Here is a 26,149-nt window from a genome sequence, read left to right as displayed (position 1 = left end):
CGCCGCTGCCCTAAACTCCGGCGGAATCGGACCACTTACCGACTCGCGAGGGAATCCGTGCCGGACAACGCTGACACGCCGACCACACCCCCACCCGACACCACGGCCGAGCGCGTGCGCCACCTCAGGGCGGAAGTCGAGAAGATAGCCGACGAGGCGCGCATCGGGGCCCGGCGCGCCCAGCGGCGCAGCAAGTTATGGAACGCAACCTTCCTTTTTCTGGGATTCCCTGCGGCCGTCCTGGCCGGGATCTCCGGCGCCGCCGGACTGGCCTCGGCCGGGGCCCGCGTACCGGCGGCCGTCCTGGCGCTGCTGGCGGCGGGCTTCTCGGCCGGATCGGGCTTCCTGCGCGCCGACGCCCGGCAGATGGCCAACCTGCGCCGGCGCTACGCGTGGCAGAACCTGGAGACCCGCGCCCGCCTGGTCCTCGCCCACGAGACGTACGAGGGCGTCGACCGGCTCTACACCGCTCTCGTCGGCCTGCTGGAGATGCGCGCCGCCATCCCCTCCAGCGCCCTGGTCCTGGCCGAACTGCAACCCCCCGCCCTGCACACCCCTCCCGTCCCCCAGCTCCCGCCCGCCGCCCCCTCCAACGCCGCTTCCTGACCGGCCGCGGCGCTCAGGCCGCCGGCCGACAGGTGATGTCCCGCGCGGGCAGGGCGCCCCGCAGCAGGTAGTCGTCGACCGCCTTGTCCGCGCAGGTGCCGGGGCGGGAGACGACCACAGCGTGCGTACGGGCCGGAACGGTCACCAGGACCGAGCCGCGCATGGCCCGGTGCATGCCGATCCCCTCCTCGTACGGGGTGCGGGTGTCCACGGTCGCCTGAAGCTGGAGCGCCGGCACCTTGTTGTTGATCTCCGTCGGCTTCTCGCGGGAGCGGTCCTTCCAAAAGGCGCACGGTAACGGGCCGTTGAGGACCGGGCCGAAGACCGGCTGCCCGGCGCGGGAGCGTTCAATGGCCTTCCAGTACCACTCGGGGTCCCGGGGCAGGGCGCTGTCGGCGCACAGCACCGCGAGCTGACCGGAGATCCCGGAGCTCCTGCCGCTGCCCACCGGATCCGACAGCGTCTTGAGTATGTCCAGCACGTACGGATGGGGCCTGCCCGGCTTGCCGTCGGCGGCGTCGAGGAGATACCGCACGATCTCGGCCAGCCGCTCGTCGTTGTGGGCGTCCACGACCAGGTCGAAGAGCAGGAGGGGCAGAGCGGCGTACCCGTCCAGCCGGTACGGGCCGACCTTGACCGGCTCCGCCATGGCCCGCCGCACGAGCCCCTCCACGGTGCCGCGGACCGCGGCGGGCGTGGCGCCGAGACGGTACTGCTCGTGGCGGCGCGCGGCCCACGCGGCGAATTCGTCCAGGGCTTTCTCATTGGCGGGCCCCAAGTCCTGGATGATGCGCATGGTGCCGTACTTGGCCGGGTCGGGCGCGCTGTCCAGCACCAGCCGGTCGACCCGCCCGGGGAACATCTGCGCATAGGTCGCGCCGAGCACCGTGCCGTACGACTGGCCGAACCAGGACGTCCGGCGCTCGCCGAGCACGGCGCGGACGATATCGACGTCGCGGGCGATGTTGCGGGTCGAGTAGTGGCGCAGGCTGCCGGAGTACTTCTCCGCGCACTTCCGGGCGTCCTGCCGCGCCAGCCGTACGCTCTCCTCGAACCCGGCCCGGTCGCTTCCGGACGACCGTATCCAGGTCGCCCGCACCCGCCCGCAGTCCAACGGGGTGCTCTCACCGACCCCGCGGTGATCCATGCCGATGATGTCGTAGGCCGCCGCCACCTCGGGGCTCAGCCGCTCGCGCAGCTCGGCCGGCATGGACAGACCCGGCCCGCCGGGCCCGCCCGGGTTGGTCTGCAGGATCCCGCGCCGCGCCCGGGCCTTGCCGTCCTTGCCGGCCTTCGCCTTGATCCGCGAGATCGCGATCTCCAACGTCCGCCCGCCAGGGTCGCTGTAGTCCAGCGGCACGACGACCCGCGCACACTCGGTCCCGCTCCGGGCCAGCTGCTTGTCCCGGCACTCACCCCAGCCGACCTTCTGCTGCCTGAACCGCTCCAACCCGTCCCGCTGCTCCGATGCCCCCTTCGCGGACGCCCCGGAGCTCGCGGCGAAGCCGGTCCCCGTGGCGACGGTGCTGAAGGAAAGGGCGAGGGCGGTGAGCACAGTGCGTTTTCTCATGCCCCGAAGCTAGAAGCCCCCGCCGCTGCGGCCCATGGGCCGCTCCCCCGTGTCCACAGGGGGGCAAGCCACCGCAACGGAGGTGTTGCCAGGGGAACTTCGCCATACCCCCGGCGCGTCGTCTCGGGGCTACCGCCGGGCGACGAACGAGCCCATGCCGGGCGTGGTGACGATCAGGCCCTCTTCGCGGAGGGCGGCGGTCACCTTGCGCACGGTGGTCCGTGCGACGCCGAATTCCTGTTCCATCCGCACCTCGGAGATGAGGTGGTCGGGCGCGTATTCGCCATCGGCGATGCGCTTACGGATCACATCGGCGATCTGCATCCACTTCGGCCGCGTCGGGTCAAACTCCATCACGCCGCTGACTGTAAGCAGGAGTATGCAACCGAACATAGAGCCTACTCTAGTCAGCTAGGTGTAGACAGGTGCCTCAAGGGGGCTCTAGGATGACCCAACCAAAACCCCGGCGGCTGCAGCAACAGCCCCGGGGCATGGCCACCAGCCTGCAAGGAGCTGATGACATGCACGAGCGTATCGCCCGACTCCTCGCGTGGACGAGAGCGCGGTTGACGAAGACCGCGCCCCCTCCCCGGCCCACGCCACCGCGTCCACCCCAACCCGCCGTCATCTCCCTGCCGCACACCAGCGGCATGTGGTCACAGCAGCAGCCCGCGGCGGAAGTCGGGGCCGTACGGACCCTCACCGATGCCGAGCGGCTCAGCGCGAAGGTGCGGGCGGTCAACACGCGGGGGCGGTGGGGCAAATGAGTGTGCTGCGCGTCGAGTTGGGGACCGTCGCCGTGGATACGTTCAGTGGTGGGGTCGGCGCGGTGACCGAGTCGGCCGACGGTCTCGTCCGGCTCCAGCACCCCAACGGCTACAGCTGGCGGGCGCACGCCACGAACCTGCGGGCCCCCGAGCCGGCGGAGAGGCGACGATTCGCCGCGGCGGAGCGTGAGCACGGGCCCTTGCTCACGTCACCATCGCACGGGGAGTTCTAGGGGAAAGCGCCGGATGGTCCGGGTGTCCCACCGCAGTTCGTCGGCGGGGACGGCGAGAGCGAGCCGTGGGAAGCGGTCGAGGAGGGAGCGGATCGCGATCTCCAGTTCCGTCCTGGCCAGTGGTGCCGCGAGACAGCGGTGACCGCCCCATCCGAACGTCATGTGCGGATGGGGCGGTCGGTGGGGGTCGAGGACGTCGGGGCTCGTGAACGCGGCCGGGTCGCGGTTGGCGGTGAGGTAGGAGACGTGCACGAACTCCCCCGCGCGGATGGGAACGCCGGCCAGCTCGGTGTCCTCCATCGCCACGCGCGGGATGCCGATGCCCTTGCGGAAGGGAATGATGCGCAGCAGCTCTTCCAGGGCCCGGGGCAGCGTTTCCGGTTGGTCGCGCAGGAGGGCGGTGAGCTGGGGGTTGGTGAGCAGTACGTAGACGATGTTGCTGATCTGGCAGCTGGCCGTGTCGTGGCCGCTGAGGATGAGGGTCACGGCCATCACGGCCAGTTCCTGGTCCGTCAGCCGGTCGCCTCGGTCGTGTGCGGTGGCGAGCGTGCTGATGAGGTCGCTGCCGGGCGTGCGGCGCCGGGCGGTGGCCAGGTCGGTGAAGTAGGCCCGCAGGTCGGCCTTGGCCCGTGCGGAGGTCTCCCGTGCCTCGGGGGCGATGGCGAGCATCTGATGCGTCTTGTGCTGGAGTTCGGCCCTGTCCGCCGACGGGATGTCCAGCAGTTCACAGATGGTGTGGTGAGGCAGCGGCTCGGACAAGTGGCGCGCGATGTCCAGGGGAGGCCCGTGCTCGGCCATCCGCAGCAGCAGGTCGTCGACGACGCGCTGGACGGCGGGTCGCATGCGCTCGACGGTGTGGGTGGTGAAGGCGCTGGTCACCAGGCGGCGCAACCGGGTGCTGCGGGGCGGGTCCATCACGTTGATGGACTCGGGTGACACGATGGGCTCGGGCGTCAGCCGTGGGTAGTTGAGGCCGACGATGGCGGCGCGGCTGTACCTGGGGTCCGTGGTCACCTTCTTCACCCCGTCGAAGGTGGTGACGAGCCACGCGTCCTCGCCGTACGGAAGGCGGACGCGGACGACCGGTCCGAGCGCCATGAGCTGCCGGAAGAGAGGGTCGAAGTCGAGGCTTTCACTGAAGTCGAAGGGGCACGTCACGGGTTCGACGCGATCGGCCATGGGAGCCTCCCGAAGGGGCGGAGATCCGCCGCCATTCGACGGGAATAACGTGATATCAGCTGGTACGAGCCTAACGTCTGGACCGGCGAAGCGGTACAAGGCATGAAAAATGACCCTGGTTGGTGTGGAGGGCCAAGGCACCGACCGCGGTCAGAACCAGTGCAGGCAGTGCGGGGGGCGGTCGGCGCGGAAGAGGGCGTCGGCGAGGGTGGCCGCGCCCGGGCGGTGGGCCCGGATGTGTCCGGCGCGTATGAGCGTGCTGGGGGCGGTGCCGCCGAGGTAGACCGAGCCCAGGTCGCTCACGTCCAGGGACAGGTCGGGCTCCCGGCCCGTCGGGACGCAGTCGGCCTTGCCGTCCCGGACGGTCAGCAGGTAGCGGCCGTGCTCGCCGAGGAACGGGTCGTCGACGTCGAGGACGAGCGCGCCGTCGGTGAACCAGCCGCGCGCGGTCAGCGCACGCGGGACGTCCAGCAGCCGCACCCAGAGCCAGTCCGTGTCGTCGCTCACCTGGCCGGTGCGGAAGTCCGCGAGCTGCCAGCGCAGCGGGTGCTCGGGCTGGACGTGCTTGAACACGACCTGGGTGACCAGGTCGTGGCCGAGCACGAACCGGGCCAGGGCCGTGGAGACGGCGTCGTCGGTGGCGATGGTCTCGTCGACCGTCAGGGTGCCGGACTCGACGGAGTAGCTGGCGTATCCGTCGGGGACGCCGTCGGTGTCACGGTGGACGGCGACGTAGCGCGGTGCCGGAGAGACCGGGGGCTGCCCCGCGCCGAGGGCCCACCAGCGGTGCGGCCGGGACAGCGCGCCGGGCTGCGCGCGGCGGTACCGGTCGTAGACCTCTTCCAGGATCTCGCCGCACTCGGCACGCCGCAGCAGCTCGACCGAGCCGGTGTCCGATCCGGTCGCCGGGGTGTCGGCCGTTCCACGTGCCCGGGGGCGGGCGAGGGCGGCCTGGTGGCGCGGCACGGTCAGCCGCTGCGTGTAAGTCGCCGGTCCGTACCCGAATCTGCGGTAGATCACGGCCTCGGAGGCCAGCAGTACGGAGAGGAACTCTCCTCGGGCCCGCAGCTCGTGGAGCTGATGTCGCATCATCGCGCGCAGCACGCCTTGGCGTCGGTGCGAGGGCAGGACGCCGACGCAGGAGACCCCGGCGGCCGGGACGACGATCCCGCCGGGCAGGGTGAGCTCGAAGGAGTACGCGCCGGCGGTGCCGACGGGCCGCCCGTCCGCCGTCATGGCGAGCAGGTTGCGGTCCGTTTCGAGGGCCGCCCACCAGACCCCGCCGCCGTCCTCGGCCGGGGTTTCCGGGAAGAGCCCGAACGCGGCATGGAGTGTGTCGACGAAGACGTCGAGGTCCTTGTCGGTCGTGGGACGGATCTCCATTGCTGCCACTGCCTCCGCGGGATGCCGGCACCACGACTCGTGGTGTCCCGCCACAGTGCAGCGTCGGTACGTGGCCAGGGCAAGCGAATTACGGCCGGGCCATTGTGCTGCGGGTGGCCTCCTGGTCGCGCGGTCCGTCGGACACGCCTCAGCGCCGGTCCTTGAGGGTGTAGCCGCCGGCGATGACCGCCGAGTCGGCCGCCGGTGCCATGCACGGGGTGAGCGGCGGCTTCTTCTCCGCCTTCAACGCGGCCCCGGACAGCCCGATGCGGGCGGGGCCGCCGCCCTTGCCCGGCTCCGGGACGTAGAAGCTGACGCCCATGCGGACGTTCGGGTCGAGGTGGGTCCGCCAGGGGTGGCCCGGGCTGGTGCGTTCGAGGGTGCCGGTCACCGTCGCGGTGGGGCCGCCGGTGGTCAGGCAGTCGACCTTGAATTCGCCCCAGTAGTCCCGCACTTTGCCGTCCGGCCCGGCCTGCTTGTGGGAGATCCGGAACGTACCCCGGGACGTGAGGGGCTTGTTGCCCTGGTCGAAGGTGCTGTGGGCGTCGACCGAGACCCGGACGTCCTCCTCGGCCACCGGGTAGTCCATTCTGGCCGTGCCCTGGAGGGACGAGTGGGTCGTCCGCTCCGCCCTGGGCGGGGGCGGCGGCGTGGCGTCCGCCACCGCGGCACCGGCCGGGACGGTCAGCGCGGTCGCGAGGGCGATGAGGGCGGCGGCGCGAAGGGGCTTGTTCCGCACGGCGGTTCTCCGATCGGGAGCGGCGTGATCTGCTCCACGATCATGGCCGGCGGGCCGGCCCCCGGGCGTCCTCCGTCCGCACGGGAGCCGTCCGCCGTCCGGCCGGATTCCGGGACCTCCCCCTGGTCCCCCGGCCGTACCCCCACCTCCCCCGCACGGCGGAGAACCGACCCCACCGCCGCCCCCCCCTGATCCCCCGATTCCCCCCGATCCCCCCTCGGGCCCCGGCCCCCCGACCGGCTCCCCCCTCGGGCCCGACTACGCGCCGCTCGGGCGGTAGTCGAGTATCAGCGCGCCGGAGCTGAACGTCCTCGTCCCGGCCGGCGTCCACTGCGACATCCCCGTGCCCTCCGGGAAGAGCCGCTTGCCCTCGCCGACCACGACCGGGTGGATCCACAGCTTCAGCTCGTCCACCAGGCCCTCGGCCACGAGCGAGCGGATCAGAGCGCCGCTGCCGTAGACGAGGACGTCCCGCTCGTACCGCTCCTTGAGGGCGGCGACCTCCTGGGCGAGGTCATCGCCGCCCTTGGCCAGGGTCGCGTTCCACTCCGTCGTCTCCAGCGTGGTGCTGACGACGTGCTTGGGCATGGAGTTCATGCGGTCGGCGAAGCCGTCCTCGTCCGTCATGCCCGGCCACGCCTTGACGAAGCCCTCGTACGTCTCGCGGCCCAGCAGCAGGGCGTCCGAGGCGAACAGCCGCTCGCGCTGGTAGGCGCCGTGCTCCTCGTCGAAGTACGGGCCGGTCCAGGCCGGGTTCTCCATGACGCCGTCCAGCGACAGATAGACCAGCGCGACGATCTTGCTCATTGCGACCCCCAAGGCACACCAACACACCAACACAACGACACGACGGCACTGCGGCAGACGCCCCACCAGGACGTCCCGCGACCTGCTGATCAACCTAGGGCACCCCACTGACAACCGGCCCGGACCTCACCGAGCGTGGCCACCGTCACGTACCCGCGTCCGCGGGCGACCTGGGAAGATGGGGGTATGCGGATCATGTTCGTCGGCGACTCGATGACTGTCGGTAGCGCCGGCGACTACACGTGGCGCTACCGCATGTGGCAGCACCTCAACGCCTCCTACGGCGGGCCGTACAAGATCGTCGGGCCGCGCCGGGAGCTGTACGACCCCGCCACCGGTGCCGCCGGCTCGCTCGACTACGGCGACCCGGGCTTCCCCGAGCGCTCCCGCGCGCACCTGGCGGGCTGGGGCGAGGGCTGGCTGCACATGGCGCCGCTCGTCGGGGACGCCGTGCGGCAGGGGAAGGCCGACACGTTGCTGATCTCCCTCGGCCTCATAGACCTCGGCTTCTACACCGACGCCGAGCAGACCGCCGCCAACGTCCGGCGCTTCTTCGCGGAGGCCCGGGAGGCCAATCCCCGGCTGCGGGCCGTGCTGATGCCGGTGATTCCCAACATCCGGGCCTTCACCGAGCCGTCCTTCGCCGCCGAGTGCGAGCGCTTCAACGAGCTGCTGGGCAAGGCCGTGGCCGACCTCGACGAACCCGGCTCGCCGCTGCTGCTCGCCTCCCACCCCGAGGACTGGGACATCGACCGCGACACCTACGACGGGACGCACCCCGGCGTCAGCGGCGAGCACCGCATCGCCGCCGCGTTCGCCGCCGCGCTGCACCAGGCGTGGGACGTGGGCGGCCCGTACGTTCCCGCCGCCCCCTGAGGCACCGGGGCCCGGCCGTACGCCGGGCCCCGACCCGAACCGGAGCGCTGCCTCTGCCTCAGTCTCTGCCTCAGCCGGCGCTCACCACGCGAACGCCTCCGGCGAGGGACCCGGCCCCGGGAAGATCTCGTCCAGCGAGGTCAGGACCTCCTCGCCCAGCTCCAGCTCCAGCGCCCGCAGCGCGCTCTTGAGCTGGTCCAGGGTGCGCGGGCCGACGATCGGGCCGGTGACACCGGGCTGGGCGAGCAGCCAGGCCAGCGCCGCCTCACCGGGCTCGATGCCGTGCTTGGCGAGCAGGTCCTCGTACGCCTGGATCTGCGCGCGGACGGCCGTGTCGGCGAGGGCCTGCGCCGAGCGGCCGGATGCGCGGCGCCCGCCCTCGGCCTCCTTCCTGATCACGCCGCCGAGCAGGCCGCCGTGCAGCGGCGACCAGGGGATGACGCCGAGGCCGTACTCCCGCGCGGCCGGGATGACCTCCATCTCGGCACGGCGCTCGGCGAGGTTGTACAGGCACTGCTCGCTGACGAGGCCGACGGTGCCGCGCCGGGCGGCGAGCTCGTTCGCCTGGGCGATCTTGTAGCCGGGGAAGTTCGAGGAACCGGCGTAGAGGATCTTCCCCTGCTGGACGAGGACGTCGATGGCCTGCCAGATCTCCTCGAAGGGGGTCAGGCGGTCGATGTGGTGGAACTGGTAGAGGTCGATGTGGTCCGTGCGCAGCCGCTTGAGGCTGGCCTCGACGGACCGCCGGATGTTGAGCGCGGAGAGCCGGTCCTCGTTGGGCCACGGCTCCCCCTCGGGGTTCATTCCGCCGAACACCTTGGTGGCGAGGACGACCTTGTCACGGCGGCCGCCGCCCTGGGCGAACCAGCTGCCGATGATCTCCTCGGTACGGCCCTTGTTCTCGCCCCAGCCGTAGACGTTGGCGGTGTCGAAGAAGTTCAGGCCCGCGTCGAGGGCGGCGTCCATGATGGTGTGGCTGTCGGCTTCTCCGGTCTCCGGGCCGAAGTTCATGGTGCCGAGGACGAGTCGGCTGACCTTGAGTCCCGTGCGTCCGAGCTGCGTGTACTCCATGCGCTTTAGCCAACGCCTTGGAGTCCGCTCGAGGCAAGGGGACCCGCGCGGCCAGGGGGTCAGAGAAAGCCGAGCCACGTGAACAGCTTGTCGAGCACGATGCCCGCGCCCCTCAGCAGGATGAGAAAGCCCACGAAGGCGACCACCGCGCCGACGCACCAGGCGACCTCCGCCAGCCCGGACCGGACACCGGTCCCGCGTGGCGTGCCCTGCCGCACATCGACGTTGACCAGCGAGTGCTCGACCTCGAGCTTCGGCTCACCGTTGACGAGGAGGGAGACCGAGATCTCCTGCTTCCGCGACAGGTGGCCGGGGCGCATCCGCAGCGTGGTGCCGTCGACGTCCAGGCGGGGTCGGCGCAGTGCGGCGGGCCGGCTCTCGACGTCGAGGACGGCGACGACGGTCGCCGAGACGTCCAGCACGAACGGCTCCGCGTCCGCGAACTGCTGGTCCAGGATGTCCCGGCTGCCGTCGCTGACGAGTTGCAGCTGGACGAGGTGGGGGTCGTGGAGGTCCTCTCCCTCGTAGCTCACGACCAGTCTGTTGCGGACCGCCTCGGCATCGTTCAGCAGGCGCTGGTCGGTGGTCATCGCGTAGAAGAGCCGGCACCTGGGGTTCGCGGCCCGGAGGGCGGCCCATGCCGCCAGGACCCCGACCGCCACGGTCAGCAGGGAACCGACGACGAAGGTGTAGAAGCTGCCGGACTCGTACCACTCCGCGGCTATGAGCGTCATGGCCGCCTATTGCAACAGCAGGAACCACACGCCGCCGGTCACCCTCCGCCACGTCACCCGTACGGGTGCGCGGCACCGTCGTCACTTCACCGCGGCCACCACGGCGACGACGACGAGCATGACAACGAGCGCACCGGACATGATCCGGTTCCTGGTCTTCGGGTCCACCCCTTGAGCGTAACCGCCCGCTCAGCCGGCCCGCCGGGTGCCCAGGGGCCAGGCGGCCACCGTCTCGTAGCGGGGGCGCTCTCCGGCGATCCCGGACGCGGGCAGCCGGCTGCGGACGAGCTCCAGGCGCTCGACCTGCCAGCGGCGGCCCCGGAACTCCGCCAGTTCCTCGGCGTACGGGCGCAGGTTCACGTGTCCGACGGCCCGGGCGAGGGTGAGGTGCGGGCGGAAGGGCTTGGCGTCGTCCATGCGCACCCCGGCCCGCCGGGCGCCGGCGGCGGCGGAGCGGGCCAGGCCGCCCAGGGTCTCCAGCGCGCCGGTCGCGCCGACCCACAGGATCCGGTCGCCGAACCGGCCACCCCCGGCGAACCGCAGCTGGTGCTCGGGGTGCCGGTGGGCGGCGCGGGCGAGGCGCTCGCCCAGCTCCGGGAGCAGGGCCTCGTCGACCTCGCCGAGGAAGGCGAGCGTGAAGTGCCACATGGCGGGCTCGGTCCAGCGCAGCCGGCCGTGCCGCTCCGGGAGGGCTGAGCGCAATCGCGCCACCTCGGCCGCCAATTCGTCGATCGCGGGCGCAGGAGGGACCACCGCGGCGAACAGTCGCATGGGGCCAGTCTCCCCCCGACCGGGGGAGCTCGCCCTGGTCCCTCCCGCGCCGCGCGCGGTGTCCTCACACGCCGGACGGGCCGGCAGTGTCCTCACACGCCGGACGGGCCGGCAGTGTCCTCACACGCCGGACGGGCTGAGCTCGGCCCGGGCGGCCGCCGGTTCGCGCGGGACGAACGCCACATGCCGGCGCCCGCGCCGCAGGTCGATCTTCAGCCGCAGCCCGCCCGCGCGGGCCAGCGCGAGACCGATCCCGGTCGCGGCGAGCAACGAGACGACGCCGCCGGCGAGGAAGCCGAGCCGGGGCCCGTACACGTCGGTGACCCAGCCGACCAGCGGCGCGCCCAGCGGCGTGCCGCCCATGAAGACCATCATGAACAGGCTCATCACCCGTCCCCGCAGGGCGGGGTCCGAGGCCAGTTGCAGGCCCGAGTTGGCGGTGACGTTGATCGTCAGGCCGCACATGCCGATGGGCACCAGCAGCGCCGCGAAGACCCAGAAGGACGGGGCCAGCGCCGCGGCGATCTCCAGCACCCCGAAGGCGGCGGCCGCCCCGACCAGCATCCGCATCCGCGAGGTGCCCCGGCGCGCCGCGAGCAGCGCGCCCACCAGCGAACCGGCCGCCATCAGGGTGTTGAGCAGGCCGTACGTGCTGGCGCCGCCGTGGAAGACGTCACCCACGAAGGCCGTGAGCCAGATGGGGAAGTTGAACCCGAAGGTGCCGATGAAGCCGACCAGCACGATCGGCCAGATCAGCTCGGGACGGCCGGCCACATGGCGCAGACCCTCCCGCAGCTGGCCCTTGCCGCGCGGGGCGCGGTCGACCTTGTGCAGCTCGGCGGCGCGCATCAGCGACAGCGCGGCGATGGGCGCGAGGAAGGACAGCCCGTTGAGCAGGAACGCCCAGCCGCTGCCGACCGCGGTGATCAGCGCACCGGCGACGGCGGGGCCGACGAGGCGGGCGGTCTGAAAGTTGGCGGAGTTGAGGCTGACGGCGTTGCGCAGGTCGTCCGGGCCGACCATCTCCACCACGAACGCCTGCCGGGCGGGATTGTCGACGACGGTGACGAGGCCGAGCGCGAGCGCGGTCAGGTAGACGTGCCAGACCTGGACGTGTCCGGTGAGGGTGAGCACGCCGAGCGCGAGGCCGGTGACGGCCATGGCGCCCTGGGTGATCAGCAGCAGCGGCCGCTTGGGGCAGCGGTCGGCGATGACGCCGCCGTAGAGGCCGAGCAGCAGCATGGGCAGGAACTGCAGTGCCGTGGTGATGCCCACGGCGGCCGAGGAGCCGGTGAGGCCGAGGACCAGCCAGTCCTGGGCGATGCGCTGCATCCAGGTGCCGGTGTTGGAGACCACCTGTCCGGTGGCGAAGAGCCGGTAGTTGCGGACCCGGAGCGAGCTGAAGGTGCCCCCCTTGGTGGTGCGCTGCGCGCGCGGCAGGGAGGTGGTGCGGGTGTCGTCGTCGTGGCGGTTCGGTGCGGGTGCGGAGTCTGCTCCGTGTCCCGTACTCAAGGTGCGTTCGCCTCCTTCTGGTGCGGGTCCCCGCCGGGGTGCCGGCGGGGGTGTTCACATGCGCCGCTTGCGGCCGTCGCTCACCCACCCGCCGCGTACGGCCGTGTCGGAAGCGCCGCGCCTGCGGATGGCCTACAGATGCGCGAGTTTTTCGAGGACGGGCGCGGCGGCGCGCAGCGTCGCCCACTCGTCCTCGTCGAGCTGCCCGGCCAGTTCGGCGAGCCAGACGTTGCGCTTGCGGCGGCTCTCCTCGAGCATCGCCTCGGCCCGCTCGGTCTGCCGGACCACCTTCTGGCGGCGGTCCTCGGGGTGCGGCTCCAGCCTGACCAGGTCCTTCGCCTCCAGCAGCGCGACGATGCGGGTCATCGACGGAGGCTGGACGTGCTCCTTGCGGGCGAGCTCGCCCGGGGTGGCCTCGCCGCAGCGCGCGAGCGTGCCGAGCACCGACATCTCGGCGGGGCTGAGCGACTCGTCGACCCGCTGGTGCTTGAGCCTGCGCGACAGACGCATGACGGCGGAGCGCAGGGCGTTCACCGCGGCGTCGTCGTCGGGATGGGAGGTGCGGGACTGATCCGGCATGTTCATTAGATTAACTCATTACCTGAACTAATAAAAGTGGGCAGTGGGGCGGACGGAAGCACACGAGGGCGGCCGGGCATCACGCCCGGCCGCCCTCGCGGTGGTTTCCTGCTTCGTGCCTACTTCACGCCCAGCAGCTGCTCGATCGGGTCGAGCATGAAGTACACGAGGAAGCACAGCCCCACCACGTTCAGCAGCCAGGGGATCTCCCGGGCCCGCTTGTCCGCGACGCGCAGCAGGATGAAGGCCAGGACGCCGACGCCGATGCCGTTGGTGATCGAGTACGTGAACGGCATCGCGATGATCGTCAGGAACGCCGGGATCGCGATCGTGAAGTCGCTCCAGTCGATCTCCTTGACGTTCGAGGCCATGATCAGGAAGCCCACGACGACCAGCGCGGGGGTGGCGGCCTGGGCGGGCACGACGGTGGCCAGCGGGGTGAAGACGAGGGCGAGCAGGAAGAGCCCGCCGGTCATCAGGTTGGCCAGGCCCGTACGGGCGCCCTCGCCGACGCCCGCCGTGGACTCCACGAAGCAGGTGTTGGCGGACGCCGAGCCGGCGCCGCCCGCCGCGACGGCGACGCCGTCGATCATCAGGATGCGGCCCATGTTCGGCAGCTGGCCGTTCTTGTCCGTCAGCCCGGCCTCCTCGCCGACGCCGATGATCGTGCCCATCGCGTCGAAGAAGCCGGACAGCAGCACGGTGAAGACGAACAGGCAGCCCGTGAGCAGGCCGACCTCCTGGAACCCGCCGAAGAGGCTGACGTCGCCGATCAGGCCGAAGTCGGGGGCGCCCACGACGCTGTCGGGCATCTTCGGGACGCTCAGGCCCCAGCTCGCGTCGGGGATGTCGGCGAGCGCGTTGATGACGATCGCGGCGACGGTCATCGCGACGATGCCGATGAGGATCGCGCCGCGCGCCTTGCGGACGAGCAGGACGAAGGTCAGGGCGAGGCCGCCCACGAAGATCAGCACCGGCCAGCCCTGCAGCTGCCCGCCCTGTCCGAGGCCCAGCGGGACGGTGGTGTGGGCGGCGTCGGGGTTGCGGGTGACGAAGCCGGAGTCGACCAGGCCGATCAGCGAGATGAACAGGCCGATGCCGATCGCGATGGCCCGCCGCAGGCCGCCCGGGATGGCGTCCATGACGCGCTGGCGCAGGCCGGAGGCGACCAGGACCATCAGCACCAGGCCGGCGAGCACCACCATGCCCATCGCGTCGGGCCAGCTCATCTTGGGCGCGAGCTGGAGCGAGACGACGGCGTTGATGCCGAGGCCGGCGGCACAGGCGATGGGGACGTTGCCGATGGCGCCCATGAGGACGGTGGTGAGGCCGGCCATCAGAGCGGTGGCCGTGACCAGCTGGGCGTTGTCCAGCTGGTGGCCGAACTTGTCCTGGCCTGCCCCGAGGATGATCGGGTTCAGCACGATGATGTAGGCCATCGCGAAGAAGGTCGCCAGTCCGCCCCGCAGCTCACGGGCGACGGACGAGCCCCGCTCGGATATCCGGAAGTAGCGGTCGAGGGCGTTCTTTCCGGCGGGCGGCACGGGCGACGACTGCTGGGCGTCGTCGACCGTGGAGGTGGCCGAGGTGGGCATGGGGGACCTCAGTCGTACGGGCCTGGGGTGGCCGGGAGACAAACAAAAAGGATCAAGAACTGAGCGCTCTTTGGGTGATCAAACAAAAGCGTTCAGTCAAATCCGGTTCGATTCAGTATGAATAAACAAACGCCGAATTGCTATCTCCGCGCGTAGACCCCTGCGGGACAAGGGCTCCGCCGCCCCTTCATGAACGAAGACGCACTAGGCTGGCGCCATGACGAAGTGGACACCCACCCACGAGGCACCCGAGCCCCTGGAGGGCCCTGTCGTCGCCACGATCACCGGCGGCACGATCCTGTGGTTCGTCCTCTTCCTCGGCCAGCTGCCGTTCTACGGCTGGTACTCCGACCACGGCCTCCTGTGGTGGCTGTGGACCTGCCTGGCCGGCGGCGGCCTCGGCCTCATCGGCGTCTGGTACGTCCGCCGGCGCGAAGCGGCCATCCGCCGCCACGCGGCCGAAGGCCGCGCGGACGACATGACCCGCTCCTGACGCCCGGCCGACCCGGCGCCCGTTTGCCCGGCACCGCCAGCCCCGGGCCCACCCACCGGCTACCGTCGGACCATGAGCGATCCGCACCCCGGGCTCAGCGCCCGCGAGGTCGCCGAGCGCGTGGCTCGCGGTGAGGTCAACGACGTCCCGGTCCGCTCCTCCCGCTCCACGGCGGACATCGTCCGGGCGAACGTCTTCACCCGGTTCAACGCCATCATCGGCGTCCTCTTCCTGATCATCCTCGTCGTCGGCCCGATCCAGGACGGCCTCTTCGGCTTCGTGATCATCGCCAACACCGCGATCGGCATCGTCCAGGAACTGCGCGCGAAGAAGACCCTCGACTCCCTCGCCCTCATCGGCGAGACCAGGCCGACCGTCCGCCGCGACGGCACCCCCACCCCCGTCGCCACGGGCGAGATCGTCCTCGGCGACGTCATCGAACTGGGCCCCGGCGACAAGTGCGTCGTCGACGGCGAAGTCCTGGAGAGCGACGGCCTCGAGATCGACGAATCGCTGCTCACCGGCGAGGCCGACCCCGTGCTCAAGCGGCCCGGCGACCAGGTCATGTCCGGCTCCTTCGTGGTCGCCGGAGGCGGCGCCTTCACCGCCACCAAGGTCGGCCGCGAGGCCTACGCGGCCCAGCTCGCCGAGGAGGCGTCCCGCTTCACGCTCGTCCACTCCGAGCTGCGCACCGGCATCAGCCAGATCCTCAAGTACGTCACCTGGATGATGATCCCGACCGCGATCGGTCTGATCGTCAGCCAGCTCGTCGTCGAGGAGAACGACTGGCGCGAGGCGGTCCGGCGGATGGTCGCCGGGATCGTGCCCATGGTCCCCGAGGGCCTGGTGCTGCTCACCTCCGTCGCCTTCGCCATCGGCGTCATCCGGCTCGGCCGCAAGCAGTGCCTGGTGCAGGAGCTGCCCGCCATCGAGGGCCTGGCCCGCGTCGACGTCGTCTGCCTCGACAAGACCGGCACCCTCACCGAGGGCGGCATGGACGTCAGCGAACTACGCGTCCTGCCCGAGGCCCCCGCCGACGAGCGGTACGTACGCCAGGTGCTCGGCGCGCTCGGCGAGTCCGACCCGCGCCCCAACGCCAGCCTCCAGGCCATCATCGACGCCTACCCCGACGGCACCGGCTGGCGCTGCACCGAGTCCCTGCCCTTCTCCTCCGCCCGCAAATACAGCGGCGCCACCCTCGACGGCCCCGGCGCCGAGAGCGGCAACTGGCTGCTGGGCGCCCCCGACGTCCTGCTGCCCTCCGGCCACGCCACGCTCACCGAGATCGAGGACCTCAACGCCCAGGGGCTGCGCGTGCTGCTCCTCGCCCGCGCCGACCGCGAGCTGGCCGATCCCCGCGTCGCCGAGGGCGTACGCCCCACCGCGCTCGTCGTCCTCGAACAGCGGCTGCGCTCCGACGCCGCCGACACGCTGCGCTACTTCGCCGAGCAAAACGTTTCCGCGAAGGTCATCTCCGGCGACAACGCCGTCTCCGTCGGCGCCGTCGCCGCCAAGCTCGCCCTCCCCGGGGCCGGCGCCCCCGTGGACGCCCGCCGGCTGCCCGCCGAGCGGGACGCGATGGCCGAGGCCCTGGACGAGGGCGCGGTCTTCGGGCGCGTCACCCCGCAGCAGAAGCGCGACATGGTCGGCGCCCTCCAGTCGCGCGGGCACACCGTCGCCATGACCGGCGACGGCGTCAACGACGTCCTGGCCCTCAAGGACGCCGACATCGGCGTCTCCATGGGCTCCGGCTCCGAGGCCACCCGGGCCGTCGCCCAGATCGTCCTGCTGAACAACAGCTTCGCCACCCTGCCGTCCGTCGTCGCCGAGGGGCGGCGCGTCATCGGCAACATCACGCGCGTGGCGACGCTGTTCCTGACCAAGACCGTCTACTCCGTGCTGCTCGCCGTCCTCGTCGTCTGCACACGGGTGCCGTATCCGTTCCTGCCACGCCACCTGACCCTGCTGTCGACGCTGACCATCGGCGTGCCGGCCTTCTTCCTCGCCCTCGCGCCCAACAAGGAACGCGCCCGCCCCCACTTCGTGCGCCGCGTGATGCGCTACGCCGTGCCGTCCGGGCTGATCGCGGGCGGGGCGACCTTCGCCACGTACCTGCTGTCCCGCCACCACTACTCCGGGGCGGGCGCCCTGGACGCCGAGACCAGCGTGGCCACGCTGACGCTGTTCCTGATCACCATGTGGGTGCTCGCGATCATCGCGCGGCCCTACACATGGTGGCGGGTGGCGCTGGTGGCGGCCATGGGGGCGGGCTTCCTGATCGTCCTGGTGACGCCGTGGCTCCAGCGCTTCTTCGCGCTGAAGCTCGTCGGTACGACCATGCCGTGGGCGGCGGTGGCCATCGCAGCCGTAGCGGCTGTCGCCTTGGAATCCAGTTGGCGCTGGGTGAGCCGACGCTTTCCACCGTGACGGCCGGTGGTGCCGGGGGCTCCGCCCCCGGACCCCCGGTCCTCAAACGCCGGACGGGCTGGTTCTTGGCCCCGTCTAATCGAACCAACGGGCCCGGGCCAGCTCCTCCGTCCTGGTCGGGTCCTCCAGCAGGGCCGCCGCCTCGAAGCGACGCGACCAGGCGCCGGCCGCCCAGGCCAGGCCCGCGGCGACGCCCTCCAGGGTGGCGGCGTGCAGGACGCCGTCGGGGCCGTAGCGCCAGTCCAGCTCGATGCCGTCGGCCACCAGCTCCTCGTGCTCGACGTAGGTCCCGGGCGCGCCCGGCAACAGGGCGCGCACGCCCTCCGGCACCTGCCGGACCTCGCCCTCGTCGGCGAGGACGGAGGAGGTGACCACTCCGCTCAGCCGCCGCACCTGCAACAGGTCCGCCAGCTCGTCGGCCCGGTCGGGGCGTACGGGCAGCAAGGCGCAGCCCGCCGCCAGGGGCAGCAGGTCCGGGGCGTCCGCGACGACCGCGTCCGCCGCGTCCACGACCCGCACCTCGCCGTCGACGACGGCGCGCAGCTCCTCCGGCAGCGTCACCTCGTCCGGGTCGAGGGCGGACAGCGCCCCGTACAGCCCGTGCAGCTGGGCGGCGCCCACCTCCAGCTCCGGGTCGGCCAGCCGGGCCAGGAGCTCGGCCGCGCCGCCGGGCTCCTCCAGCAGGGCGGCCACGGAGGTGCGTACGCCCAGGGCCCGCAGCACCTGCTCGTCCGCGAGACCGGCCGCGTCCGCCGCCTCGTACAGGCCGGCCAGCAGCGGATCGCCGCCGCGCGCCCGCAGTCCGGCGGGGCGGCGGCCGTCCAGGACGGGGTGTCCCCGCAGCCACCAGGCGGTGTACGGGCGTACGGACTCGGTCGTGCCGTCCGGCAGCAGCACGCGCACCGGTGCCGTCAGCGCGTCGCGCAGGGGCGGGCGGGACAGCAGCGCGAGGGCCTCGGGCCAGGCGTCGTCGTCGACCAGGTCCAGGTCCCGTACCGCCACGATCTCGGTGGCGACCGGCGGGACGGGGGTGTCGGGCAGCCGGTCCAGGACGTCCTCGCACCAGACGTCGACCGCGTCCAGCAGGCCGACGTCGTCGGGCTCGGCGAAGTCGCCGTCGCGCGGCTCGAGTTCGTCCGGGTCGAGGACCACGTCCGTGGCGCGTACGAGCGCGAAGTCCGCGAGCACGCCCACCGCCGTCAGCGGCTGTTCGCCCCAGCGGCCGGCCAGCTCGGGGTCACAGGCGGCGAGCTCACCGGGCCGGATGACGCGCTCGAACGCGCTGCCGGGGAAGACGAGTTCACCGGCCGGTGCGAGTTCGCCGTCCTCGTCCGGGAGGGCCAGGGCGGCCAGCCAGGGCTCGTCGCCGGGGGCGAGCTCGGCGTCGCGGACCAGGGTGAGGATCACCTCGACGAGCGTGTCGCTGTCGAGCCCTTCCTCGTCCCACGTCTCCTCGGCATCAAGAGAGTTCGCCACCGCCGCCCGCACCTGCGGGGTCGTCAGAACCGCCCGGGGCGAGCTGGGCGTCGCGCCCAGCTTCTCCAGCAGCGGGTGCGCGGCATCGGGGTGGGCGACCTTCAGGCCCAGCCGCGACAGCCGCTCCGAACCGGTGGTGTCGGCGGGCGGGAGCAGCACCTGGCGGGGCCCGATGACCGTACGGCCGTCCGCCAGCGGCACGGGCAGGCCCGTCAGCCGGTCGGGGTCGACGCCGGCCAGGCTGTCGTAGAGCCGCCACCACCAGTCCGCGGGCCGCTCGGCGCCGGCGAGGCGGTCGATGGCCTCACCGAGCGGCACCCGTGCCACGCCCAGCGCGCGCAGCTCCTGGCGGCGCTCCAGGCCGGCGGGCAGCAGGCCCGTGAACAGCTCGGCCAGCACGGCGACGGTGTCGGCGCCCGCGCCCTCGACGACCTCGGCCTCCACGGGCCGCAGCGCCAGGGCCTCGCCGGCCGGGCCGCTCCGTGCGAAGGGGTCGTCCCACGCGGGGGCACCACCGGTGTCCGCGGCGGCGGCCGGCCCGGGCGTCTGCGTGGAGGCGTCCGGGCCCTGGGTCCACGGAATCCCCTCCACACCCCCGCCCGGCGGCGTGGGCTCCGGCTCACCGGCGGTGCCGGCCGCGCTCGGCAGGAACGCCACGCGCGGCAGCCGCTCCAGCACCTGGCGGCGCAGCTCCGCGTCCAGGGCACCCCGGGCCAGCGGGGCGGGCACGAGGTCGAGCGTTCCGGTGCCGACCGGGTGCCAGTCCCCCAGCAGTGCGGCGTAGGACTCGGCGGCGCGGGCGGTGAGGAAGTCGGTGAGGGGGCCGGGGGCGGTGTGCCGGCGGGTCGGCTCCAGCGGGAAGCTGGCGATGAGCAGCGCCGGCAGGCCCAGCGGCTCGTCGGTGGGCGTCGGGGCGTGCACGACGGGCGCGGTAGCGGGCCGTACAGGCGCGCCGTCGGCGCCCACGGGCACCGCCCAGGTGACCGACCAGTGGGGCCGCAGCCGCTCCTCGACGGGCCGGTCGGCAAGCAAGCGAGCCTCCAGCACCCCACCACGACGCTCGACGCGCCAGCGGATAGCCGGTACCGGCGTCCGGGCCGAGTCCTCGATCACAACATAAGGACCATCCTGGCGACGAGTCAGGACCCGCTCGGCACCGTCCGGCATCTCGACGACGACCTCGGTGAGCCCGGGCAGCGTCAGCAGCAGCGCGTCGTCGATGCCGGCGAGCAGACGCCCGGTCAGGTCCTCGGCGGCACCGTCCCGCAGGGGCAGCACGACGACGGTGTCGTACCCGTCGGGGGCGGCGCCCTCGGCGGGCAGCGGGAGCCGCAGCAGGGGGACGTGGCCTTCGCGGCGGCGGATCTCCTCGGCGAGCCCGGCCGCGCCAAGCGCCGCCTCCTCCGCGAGGGCGCGGGCCTCGGTGAGGGACCAGCGCACGCCGCCGGTGCGGCCGAGGACGGCGGGTTCGTCGCTGACGGCGAGGACGGCGGCGAAGCCGACGCCGAAGCGGCCGGCGGTGTCCTGCTCGCCGTCCCGCTTGGCGGAGGCCCGCAGCGTGGAGAGCGACTCGACGCCCGCGGCATCGAGGGGGGCGCCGGTGTTGGCGGCGGCGAGGGTGGCGGGGGCGCCGGCGTTGGCGGCGTGCAGCGTCAGCCGGAGCCGCCCGGGGACCCCGGCGCGGGCCGCGGCGTCGGAGGCGTTCTGGGCGAGCTCGACGACGAGGCGGTCGCGGTAGCCGCCGAGGGCGAGGTCCTCCTCGGCGTTGGCGTCCTCCCGGAACCGTGCGGGTGAGGCCGCCCACGCGTCCAGCACGCCGCGGCGCAGCCGTGTGGTGCCGAAAGGATCCGTTTCCGTGCCGCTCACGTCGTGGTCTCCCTGTGGGTGGGTCGGGGCCGGGATGGGACGGGCCCTTCTGGGGCTGCATTATTTACGCCCCGCGACCCGGCAGTGCCATGGGAGCTCCCTCAGGCCCCGCCCCGCTACGGCACATGGGGGACGAGGCGGGGGCGGAGGAATCGGTGACGGGAGGGTGACGGGGGCGGAGGAGGGTGTTCCGGAATGCTGCCGGATATTTGTGGGCCCAATGCGGGGGTACGAAAGCGAGGGACGGCCACGGGCCCGTAAATATCCGATTCCGGAATACCCTCCGGAGCCCCCGGCGCCCGCACCACCCACGGCGTCAGGCGTGCCCGAGATCGTCCTCGGACTCGGCCCCGGCCGCCGCCTCGTCGGAGGCACGCAACGGCATCGGATCCACCAGCGTCTCGTCCACCACGGGCGGCGCCGGCCGCGGCGCCTTCGGCATCACCGCCGCCTCCGAGTGCCCCCCGCACCCGTACGAGAGCGAGACGACGTGCCCGTCCGCCGGCCCGAACTCGTTCGCGCAGATGCCGAACGCCTGCCCGAGAGAGCCCCCGATCGGCACCAGGAAGCCACAGGTGACGCAGGACGCCGGCGCCGCCTGTGCCATCGGCGTCTTGGAGCCGTGCGTCTCGTCCCAGCGGTCGGCCGCCGTGTGCAGGCCGTAGCGCGAGAGCACCCGCGCCCGGCGCATGCCCAGCTCCTCCGCCAGGGCGGAGATCGAACCCCGCACGGGCGCGACCGGCTGCGCGGACGGCGGCCCGGCCGCGACGTCGGCATCCTCCGCCTCCGCGAGCTGGGCCATCTCCTCCGAGATGGCGGAGTTCGGCGGCGGGACGTCCTCGCCGGTCCAGCCCTGCTCCAGGCGCAGGTCGTCGGCCTCGGTGGGCAGCAGGTCGCCGGGGCCCATGTCGCCGGGGCGCAGCCGCTCGCTCCACGGCACCCATTCGGGGGCCATGAGCGCGTCCGCACCGGGCAGCAGGACGGTCTCGTCGAGGGTGACGTTCTTGGCGCGGGAGGCCCGCGCCACGGTCACGGCCCAGCGCCAGCCGCGGTAGGCGGGGTCCTCGCAGGCGAAGTAGTGCGTGACGACGCGGTCCCCGTCGGCGACGACCTCGACGTGGTCACCGACCTTCCCGGGCAGCGCGGCCTCCTCGGCCGCCGCACGGGCGAGTTCGACCGCCTCGGCGCACAGGCGGTCCGGGGTACGGCTTCGCATCGCAGCACTCACAAGAATCGATTCTCTCTTCCACGCCGTCTCACGAGTGCGCCAGCCGAACGGTCGGGGCGGCGGACGGAGCGGACCGTTGGACCGCGTCGACGTCCGCGCCCGAACGGCCTCGGGCGCACCTGTCATCACCCATTCTGCGGGATGGGGACTCGGGGTGCGGCCAAGAGTGGCGGCCGGTGGCGCGCTACGCACGCTACCCCGCGCGACCGCCCGGGGGATACCCGGGCCACGGCGTGCCCCCGGCAACCTGGTGTGCGCGCCCCGCTCGTGCGCCGAAAGTGCCATGCGCGGTGCCAGTTGGGGCAGTATGGCGTGGTGGGAGCCATCCGGTCAGCCGAAGGCGGTCCGCTCCGCCGTACGGCCCGGGGCGCCGGCCGTCTGCTGCGCGCCCCCTTCAGCGGGGCCGCCCGGGGCGTCCGGAAGGCCACCAACGCGCACGGCGCCGGCGAGTCCGGGCTGGGCCGGCTGATCGAGCTGCACGCGGTGAATTCCGCCGGCGACATGATGATCACCATCGCGCTGGCGTCGACGGTGTTCTTCTCGGTCCCCACGGACCAGGCACGCGGCCGGGTGGCCCTGTACCTGGCGGTGACGATGGCGCCCTTCACCCTGCTGGCGCCGGTGATCGGCCCGCTGCTGGACCGGATCCCGCACGGCCGCCGGGCGGCGATGGCGAGCGCGATGCTGACGCGGGCGCTGCTGGCGCTGACGATGTCGGGTGCGGTGGCGACGGGCGGGCTGGAGCTGTATCCGGCGGCGCTCGGGGTGCTGGTGGCGTCGAAGGCGTACGGCGTGGTGCGGTCGGCGGTGGTGCCCCGGCTGCTGCCGCCCCGGATCGCGCTGGTGAAGGCGAATTCCCGGGTGACGCTGGGCGGGCTGCTGGCCACGGGCGTGGCGGCCCCGCTGGGCGCGGGGCTGCACCAGCTGGGCCCGGCCTGGCCGCTGTACGGCGCCTGCGCGGTCTTCGCGTTCGGCACGTATCTGTCGCTGTCGCTGCCGCACAAGGTCGACTCGGCGAAGGGCGAGGCCCGGGCCCGGCTGACCTCGCCCGAGTCCCGGCACCACCTGACGAAGCAGCGGCGCCGGAAGGCGCCGGGGCTGCGCACGGTGGGCGCCTCGGTGCTGCACGGCCTGCAGGCGAACTGCGCGCTGCGCATGCTGTCGGGGTTCCTCACCTTCTTCCTGGCCTTCCTGCTGCGGGTGCATCCGCTGGGCGGCCTGAGCCCGGCGTTCTCGCTGGGCGTGGTGGCGGTGGCGGCGGGCACCGGCAACGCCCTGGGCACGGCGATCGGGGCGCTGCTGCGCTCGCGCGGGCCGGAGAAGATGATCGCGCTGGTGCTGACGGTGACGCTGGGGACCACGATCGTCACGGCGGTGCTCTACAACGCCCTCTTCGTGGTCGTGGTGGCGGCGGTGGCGGGGATCTCGCAGGCGCTCGGCAAGCAGTCGCTGGACTCCCTGATCCAGCGGGACGTGCCGGAGGAGGTGCGGACGTCGGCGTTCGCCCGTTCGGAGACGCTGTTGCAGATGTGCTGGGTGGTCGGTGGGGCCATCGGCATCCTGCTGCCGCTGCAGGGCGTGGTGGGCATGTCGGTGGCCGCCGGCTTCCTGGCGCTGGGCGCGGTCACAGCCGTACGGGGCCTGCTGACGGCCGCCCGGCGCGGCTCGCCGCACCCGCGCGTGGCCTGAGCCGGGGGGCCCGATAGCCTGCCCGCATGACCGCTGCGATTTTCCGGGGCAAGCGCCGCCGCGCCGCTGCCGCCGTCGGTGCCGTGACCTTCGGGCTCGTCGCCCTCTCCGCCTGCGACAAGCCGACGCCCCTGGCGACCGTGACCGTCGGTTCGACCACGGTGACCTCCGAGGCCGCCTGCTACAACGACGGCGAGGCCCTCGCCAACGAGAAGGTCCTGGCGTGCCTGAAGGAGGGCTCCGGCAAGACCGTCAAGGCGTCGATGGAGGACAAGGTCCGCTTCGGCGTCGACCCGAAGATCGCGGATGAGGGCTGGACGCTCTTCATCAACGGCCAGCCGGCCGAGCAGGAGCCGAACACCAAGACGTACCGCACGATCCCGGCCAGCGCCTTCTTCTCCGCCGGCCAGGGCGCGGCCGTGAAGAAGACCCAGATCAGCATCGTCGAGGCGTCCTCGGGCAAGGCCCTGGGCATCTGGAACTTCACCCTCGAGCGCGATTCCTGACGCACCGTGGCCCCTTCGCCGATGTCGCCGATGCGCGTCCTGATCGTCGCCGCCGTCACGGCGGAACGCGATGTCGTGACGGCCGCCTGGCCGGACACGACGGAGATCGCCCTGCCCGGCGCGGTGCTGCGCCGGGCCGTCCCGGGCGGTCCCGGCGGCCCGGTGTTCGACGTGCTGGCGGCCGGTGTCGGTCCGGCAGCGGCGGCGGCCGGGACGGCGACGGCGCTGACGGCCGCGGCGCTGGCGGGCGAGCGGTACGACCTGGTGGTCTCGACGGGCATCGCGGGCGGCTTCGCGCCGGGCGTGCCGGTGGGTTCCGTGGTCGTCTCCGACGCGATCGTCGCCGCGGACCTGGGCGCGCAGTCCGGTGCCGGGGGTTTTCTGTCCGTGGCGGAGCTGGGCTTCGGCACGGTCACGCACGAGGTGCCCGAGGCGCTGGTGCGGCGGGTCGTCGAGGCGACGGGCGCGCTGCGCGGCGAGGTGCTGACCGTCTCGACGGCGACCGGCACCGCCGGGCGGGCCGCCGAGCTCGTGGAGCGTCACCCGCGGGCGGTGGCCGAGGGCATGGAGGGCTTCGGGGTCGCCGAGGCGGCGCGGGCGCACGGCGTGGCCGCGCTGGAGCTGCGCGCGGTCTCCAACGCGATCGGTCCGCGCGACAAGGACGCCTGGCGCATCGGCGAGGCGCTGGCCGCGCTCTCGGGTGCCTTCCGCAAGCTCGCCACAGCACTGACCGACGAATCCGAGGTGTCCGCGTGAGCAAGCCGATCAAGATCGCCTATTCGCCCTGTCCGAACGACACGTTCGTCTTCGACGCCTGGGCGCACGGCCGCGTCCCCGGGGCGCCCCGGCTGGACGTCACGTTCGCGGACATCGACGTCACCAACGCGATGGCCGAGCGCGGCGAGTCCTGCGCTTTCGACGTGTTGAAGGTTTCGTACGCGGTCCTGCCGTGGGTGCTCGAGGAGTACGCGCTGCTGCCCTGTGGCGGGGCGCTGGGCCGGGGCTGCGGCCCGCTGGTGCTGACCAAGCAGGCGCGGCGGCCGGCGGACCTGGCGGGCAGGACGGTGGCGGTTCCCAGCGAGCGCTCGACGGCGTACCTGCTGTTCCGGCTGTGGGCGGCGACCGAGGTGCCGGGCGGCGTGGGCGAGGTCGTCGTGCTGCCGTTCCACGAGATCATGCCGGCGGTGCGCGACGGCAAGGTGGACGCCGGCCTGGTGATCCACGAGGCGCGGTTCACCTACCACGACTACGGCCTGAGCTGCCTCGCCGACATGGGCGAGCACTGGGAGGACACCACGGGGCTGGCCATCCCGCTGGGCGCGATCATCGCCAAGCGGTCGCTGGGCGCCCCGCTGCTGCGGGAGCTGGCCGAGGCGGCGCGCACGTCGGTGCGGATGGCGTGGGACGATCCGGCGGCCTCGCGCCCGTACGTGCTGGAGCACGCGCAGGAGATGGACCCGGCGGTCGCGGACCAGCACATCGGGCTGTACGTCAACGAATTCACGGCCGGCCTGGGCGAGGCCGGCTACGCCGCGGTGCGCGGGCTGCTGACGCGCGCCGCGGCCGAGGGGCTCGTACCGCCCCTCGGCCCGGACGCGCTCGCTTTCGTCTAGCGGCCCGTCACGCCCGCCGCCGTCTAGACGTCCAGCTGGTCGGCCACCGCGCGCAGCATGCCCGCGATCTTGGAGCCGTGCGCCTTGTCGGGGTAGCGGCCGCGCTCGAGCTGCTGGGTGACGTTCTCCAGGAGTGTGGTGAGGTCCTGGACGATGGAGGCCAGTTCGTCGGGCTTGCGGCGCTGTGCGGCCGCGACCGACGGGGTGGGGTCGAGCAGCGTCACCGTCAACGCCTGGTCACCACGCTGGCCTGCCACCACGCCGAACTCCACGCGCTGGCCGGGCTTGAGGGCATCGACCCCGTCCGGGAGCACCGAGGAGTGCACGAAGACGTCTCCGCCGTCGTCGCGGGAGAGAAAGCCGAAGCCCTTCTCGCTGTTGAACCACTTGACCTTGCCGGTAGGCACGTCTGTCCTCGTCCTCGTGTCT

Annotated in this window: 26 protein-coding genes; 11 read left to right on the top strand and 15 right to left on the bottom strand. The window is 72.6% G+C overall.

Going from position 1 to position 26,149, the window contains the following annotated elements:
- Nucleotides 1-57 precede the first annotated feature (57 nt).
- Nucleotides 58-606: a hypothetical protein gene (locus ABZ956_RS18875; protein ID WP_361894437.1), complete on the top strand. Its 549-nt coding sequence runs from the start codon at nt 58-60 to the stop codon at nt 604-606.
- 13 nt (nt 607-619) lie between these two features.
- On the opposite strand, the gene ABZ956_RS18870 is transcribed toward ABZ956_RS18875, so the two are convergent.
- Nucleotides 620-2,176, bottom strand: a complete 1,557-nt coding sequence (locus ABZ956_RS18870; RefSeq protein ID WP_361894434.1) for an alpha/beta hydrolase — start codon at nt 2,174-2,176, stop codon at nt 620-622.
- Between the two features lie 129 nt (nt 2,177-2,305).
- Nucleotides 2,306-2,533, bottom strand: a complete 228-nt coding sequence (locus ABZ956_RS18865) for a GntR family transcriptional regulator (RefSeq protein ID WP_361894431.1) — start codon at nt 2,531-2,533, stop codon at nt 2,306-2,308.
- Between the two features lie 164 nt (nt 2,534-2,697).
- On the opposite strand from ABZ956_RS18865, the gene ABZ956_RS18860 reads away from it, so the two are divergent.
- Nucleotides 2,698-2,943, top strand: a complete 246-nt coding sequence (locus ABZ956_RS18860) for a hypothetical protein (RefSeq protein ID WP_361894428.1) — start codon at nt 2,698-2,700, stop codon at nt 2,941-2,943.
- Nucleotides 2,940-3,176: a hypothetical protein gene (locus ABZ956_RS18855; RefSeq protein WP_361894425.1), complete on the top strand. Its 237-nt coding sequence runs from the start codon at nt 2,940-2,942 to the stop codon at nt 3,174-3,176. Before ABZ956_RS18860 ends, ABZ956_RS18855 begins: the two co-directional genes overlap by 4 nt.
- Here the strand turns inward: ABZ956_RS18855 and ABZ956_RS18850 are convergent.
- The 4 genes from ABZ956_RS18850 to ABZ956_RS18835 all read right to left on the bottom strand — a co-directional run bounded on the left by ABZ956_RS18850 (nt 3,153) and on the right by ABZ956_RS18835 (nt 7,284).
- Complete coding sequence (locus ABZ956_RS18850) at nt 3,153-4,355, bottom strand: cytochrome P450 (protein ID WP_361894422.1); 1,203 nt, start codon at nt 4,353-4,355, stop codon at nt 3,153-3,155. The genes ABZ956_RS18855 and ABZ956_RS18850 overlap by 24 nt on opposite strands.
- Before the next feature lie 150 nt (nt 4,356-4,505).
- Nucleotides 4,506-5,738, bottom strand: a complete 1,233-nt coding sequence (locus tag ABZ956_RS18845; RefSeq protein ID WP_361894419.1) for a GNAT family N-acetyltransferase — start codon at nt 5,736-5,738, stop codon at nt 4,506-4,508.
- A 148-nt stretch (nt 5,739-5,886) separates the two neighbouring features.
- The gene (locus ABZ956_RS18840) at nt 5,887-6,477 is read right to left on the bottom strand and encodes a hypothetical protein (RefSeq protein WP_361894416.1); all 591 of its coding nucleotides are present in this window, start codon (nt 6,475-6,477) and stop codon (nt 5,887-5,889) included.
- Nucleotides 6,478-6,735: 258 nt separating this feature from the next.
- Nucleotides 6,736-7,284 carry a dihydrofolate reductase family protein gene (locus ABZ956_RS18835; RefSeq protein WP_361894413.1) on the bottom strand — a complete coding sequence of 183 codons (549 nt, stop codon included), beginning with the start codon at nt 7,282-7,284 and terminating at the stop codon, nt 6,736-6,738.
- Nucleotides 7,285-7,470: 186 nt separating this feature from the next.
- Between ABZ956_RS18835 and ABZ956_RS18830 the strand changes: the two genes are divergently transcribed.
- Nucleotides 7,471-8,160 carry a GDSL-type esterase/lipase family protein gene (locus ABZ956_RS18830; protein ID WP_361894409.1) on the top strand — a complete coding sequence of 230 codons (690 nt, stop codon included), beginning with the start codon at nt 7,471-7,473 and terminating at the stop codon, nt 8,158-8,160.
- 81 nt (nt 8,161-8,241) lie between these two features.
- Here the strand turns inward: ABZ956_RS18830 and ABZ956_RS18825 are convergent, their stop codons facing one another.
- Together ABZ956_RS18825 and ABZ956_RS18820 are read right to left on the bottom strand one after the other, a co-directional pair.
- A complete protein-coding gene (locus ABZ956_RS18825; protein ID WP_361894406.1) occupies nt 8,242-9,231 on the bottom strand; it encodes an aldo/keto reductase in 990 nt (329 codons plus the stop codon).
- A gap of 59 nt (nt 9,232-9,290) precedes the next feature.
- On the bottom strand, nt 9,291-9,965 hold the full coding sequence (locus ABZ956_RS18820) for a hypothetical protein (protein ID WP_361894403.1): 675 nt from the start codon (nt 9,963-9,965) through the stop codon (nt 9,291-9,293).
- On the opposite strand from ABZ956_RS18820, the gene ABZ956_RS18815 reads away from it, so the two are divergent.
- Entirely contained in the window at nt 9,955-10,140 is a 186-nt protein-coding gene (locus ABZ956_RS18815) for a hypothetical protein (protein ID WP_361894400.1), read from the top strand. The genes ABZ956_RS18820 and ABZ956_RS18815 overlap by 11 nt on opposite strands.
- A 14-nt stretch (nt 10,141-10,154) precedes the next feature.
- On the opposite strand, the gene thpR is transcribed toward ABZ956_RS18815, so the two are convergent.
- The 4 genes from thpR to ABZ956_RS18795 all read right to left on the bottom strand — a co-directional run bounded on the left by thpR (nt 10,155) and on the right by ABZ956_RS18795 (nt 14,422).
- A complete protein-coding gene (gene thpR, locus ABZ956_RS18810; protein ID WP_361894397.1) occupies nt 10,155-10,736 on the bottom strand; it encodes an RNA 2',3'-cyclic phosphodiesterase in 582 nt (193 codons plus the stop codon).
- 120 nt (nt 10,737-10,856) lie between these two features.
- The gene (locus tag ABZ956_RS18805) at nt 10,857-12,248 is read right to left on the bottom strand and encodes an MFS transporter (protein WP_361894395.1); all 1,392 of its coding nucleotides are present in this window, start codon (nt 12,246-12,248) and stop codon (nt 10,857-10,859) included.
- Nucleotides 12,249-12,380: 132 nt separating this feature from the next.
- Nucleotides 12,381-12,827 (bottom strand): MarR family transcriptional regulator, encoded by a 447-nt coding sequence (locus tag ABZ956_RS18800; RefSeq protein WP_071965477.1) that lies wholly within the window; start codon nt 12,825-12,827, stop codon nt 12,381-12,383.
- 119 nt (nt 12,828-12,946) lie between these two features.
- On the bottom strand, nt 12,947-14,422 hold the full coding sequence (locus ABZ956_RS18795) for an NCS2 family permease (protein ID WP_361894392.1): 1,476 nt from the start codon (nt 14,420-14,422) through the stop codon (nt 12,947-12,949).
- A gap of 217 nt (nt 14,423-14,639) precedes the next feature.
- Here ABZ956_RS18795 and ABZ956_RS18790 point away from each other — a divergent pair, with 217 nt between their 5' ends.
- A complete protein-coding gene (locus tag ABZ956_RS18790) occupies nt 14,640-14,915 on the top strand; it encodes a DUF2530 domain-containing protein (protein ID WP_361894389.1) in 276 nt (91 codons plus the stop codon).
- 72 nt (nt 14,916-14,987) lie between these two features.
- On the top strand, nt 14,988-17,342 hold the full coding sequence (locus tag ABZ956_RS18785) for an HAD-IC family P-type ATPase (RefSeq protein WP_361894386.1): 2,355 nt from the start codon (nt 14,988-14,990) through the stop codon (nt 17,340-17,342).
- A gap of 75 nt (nt 17,343-17,417) precedes the next feature.
- Here ABZ956_RS18785 and ABZ956_RS18780 read toward each other — a convergent pair whose 3' ends face one another.
- Both ABZ956_RS18780 and ABZ956_RS18775 read right to left on the bottom strand, forming a co-directional pair.
- Complete coding sequence (locus ABZ956_RS18780) at nt 17,418-20,684, bottom strand: molecular chaperone Hsp90 (RefSeq protein WP_361894383.1); 3,267 nt, start codon at nt 20,682-20,684, stop codon at nt 17,418-17,420.
- 316 nt (nt 20,685-21,000) lie between these two features.
- Nucleotides 21,001-21,900: a DUF3027 domain-containing protein gene (locus ABZ956_RS18775; protein WP_361894380.1), complete on the bottom strand. Its 900-nt coding sequence runs from the start codon at nt 21,898-21,900 to the stop codon at nt 21,001-21,003.
- Nucleotides 21,901-22,227: 327 nt separating this feature from the next.
- Here ABZ956_RS18775 and ABZ956_RS18770 point away from each other — a divergent pair, with 327 nt between their 5' ends.
- The 4 genes from ABZ956_RS18770 to ABZ956_RS18755 are packed head-to-tail and all read left to right on the top strand — an operon-like array spanning nt 22,228 to nt 25,720.
- Nucleotides 22,228-23,601 carry an MFS transporter gene (locus ABZ956_RS18770; RefSeq protein WP_361894377.1) on the top strand — a complete coding sequence of 458 codons (1,374 nt, stop codon included), beginning with the start codon at nt 22,228-22,230 and terminating at the stop codon, nt 23,599-23,601.
- 26 nt (nt 23,602-23,627) lie between these two features.
- The gene (locus ABZ956_RS18765) at nt 23,628-24,107 is read left to right on the top strand and encodes a DUF2771 domain-containing protein (protein ID WP_361894374.1); all 480 of its coding nucleotides are present in this window, start codon (nt 23,628-23,630) and stop codon (nt 24,105-24,107) included.
- Nucleotides 24,108-24,137: 30 nt separating this feature from the next.
- Nucleotides 24,138-24,863 (top strand): futalosine hydrolase, encoded by a 726-nt coding sequence (locus tag ABZ956_RS18760; protein WP_361894371.1) that lies wholly within the window; start codon nt 24,138-24,140, stop codon nt 24,861-24,863.
- Entirely contained in the window at nt 24,860-25,720 is an 861-nt protein-coding gene (locus ABZ956_RS18755; RefSeq protein WP_361894368.1) for a 1,4-dihydroxy-6-naphthoate synthase, read from the top strand. Before ABZ956_RS18760 ends, ABZ956_RS18755 begins: the two co-directional genes overlap by 4 nt.
- 23 nt (nt 25,721-25,743) lie before the next feature.
- Here the strand turns inward: ABZ956_RS18755 and ABZ956_RS18750 are convergent, their stop codons facing one another.
- The gene (locus tag ABZ956_RS18750) at nt 25,744-26,127 is read right to left on the bottom strand and encodes a cold-shock protein (protein WP_190064580.1); all 384 of its coding nucleotides are present in this window, start codon (nt 26,125-26,127) and stop codon (nt 25,744-25,746) included.
- Between the last annotated feature and the right edge of the window lie 22 nt (nt 26,128-26,149).

The sequence above is a fragment of the Streptomyces sp. NPDC046261 genome (assembly GCF_040646235.1).
Taxonomy (GTDB): domain Bacteria; phylum Actinomycetota; class Actinomycetes; order Streptomycetales; family Streptomycetaceae; genus Streptomyces.
Note: the sequence above shows the minus strand (reverse complement) of the source record. Positions and strands in the feature narration are given on the sequence as shown.

Coding starts and splice junctions, on each gene's coding strand:
- ABZ956_RS18830 (WP_361894409.1), top strand. CDS start 7,471: ATGCGGATCATGTTCGTCGGCGACTCGATGACTGTCGGTAGCGCCGGC.
- ABZ956_RS18835 (WP_361894413.1), bottom strand. CDS start 7,284: ATGAGCAAGATCGTCGCGCTGGTCTATCTGTCGCTGGACGGCGTCATG.
- ABZ956_RS18785 (WP_361894386.1), top strand. CDS start 14,988: ATGAGCGATCCGCACCCCGGGCTCAGCGCCCGCGAGGTCGCCGAGCGC.
- thpR (WP_361894397.1), bottom strand. CDS start 10,736: ATGCGACTGTTCGCCGCGGTGGTCCCTCCTGCGCCCGCGATCGACGAA.
- ABZ956_RS18820 (WP_361894403.1), bottom strand. CDS start 9,965: ATGACGCTCATAGCCGCGGAGTGGTACGAGTCCGGCAGCTTCTACACC.
- ABZ956_RS18760 (WP_361894371.1), top strand. CDS start 24,138: ATGCGCGTCCTGATCGTCGCCGCCGTCACGGCGGAACGCGATGTCGTG.
- ABZ956_RS18860 (WP_361894428.1), top strand. CDS start 2,698: ATGCACGAGCGTATCGCCCGACTCCTCGCGTGGACGAGAGCGCGGTTG.
- ABZ956_RS18850 (WP_361894422.1), bottom strand. CDS start 4,355: ATGGCCGATCGCGTCGAACCCGTGACGTGCCCCTTCGACTTCAGTGAA.
- ABZ956_RS18775 (WP_361894380.1), bottom strand. CDS start 21,900: ATGCGAAGCCGTACCCCGGACCGCCTGTGCGCCGAGGCGGTCGAACTC.
- ABZ956_RS18825 (WP_361894406.1), bottom strand. CDS start 9,231: ATGGAGTACACGCAGCTCGGACGCACGGGACTCAAGGTCAGCCGACTC.
- ABZ956_RS18815 (WP_361894400.1), top strand. CDS start 9,955: ATGAGCGTCATGGCCGCCTATTGCAACAGCAGGAACCACACGCCGCCG.
- ABZ956_RS18855 (WP_361894425.1), top strand. CDS start 2,940: ATGAGTGTGCTGCGCGTCGAGTTGGGGACCGTCGCCGTGGATACGTTC.
- ABZ956_RS18870 (WP_361894434.1), bottom strand. CDS start 2,176: ATGAGAAAACGCACTGTGCTCACCGCCCTCGCCCTTTCCTTCAGCACC.
- ABZ956_RS18800 (WP_071965477.1), bottom strand. CDS start 12,827: ATGCCGGATCAGTCCCGCACCTCCCATCCCGACGACGACGCCGCGGTG.
- ABZ956_RS18845 (WP_361894419.1), bottom strand. CDS start 5,738: ATGGAGATCCGTCCCACGACCGACAAGGACCTCGACGTCTTCGTCGAC.
- ABZ956_RS18795 (WP_361894392.1), bottom strand. CDS start 14,422: ATGCCCACCTCGGCCACCTCCACGGTCGACGACGCCCAGCAGTCGTCG.
- ABZ956_RS18790 (WP_361894389.1), top strand. CDS start 14,640: ATGACGAAGTGGACACCCACCCACGAGGCACCCGAGCCCCTGGAGGGC.
- ABZ956_RS18765 (WP_361894374.1), top strand. CDS start 23,628: ATGACCGCTGCGATTTTCCGGGGCAAGCGCCGCCGCGCCGCTGCCGCC.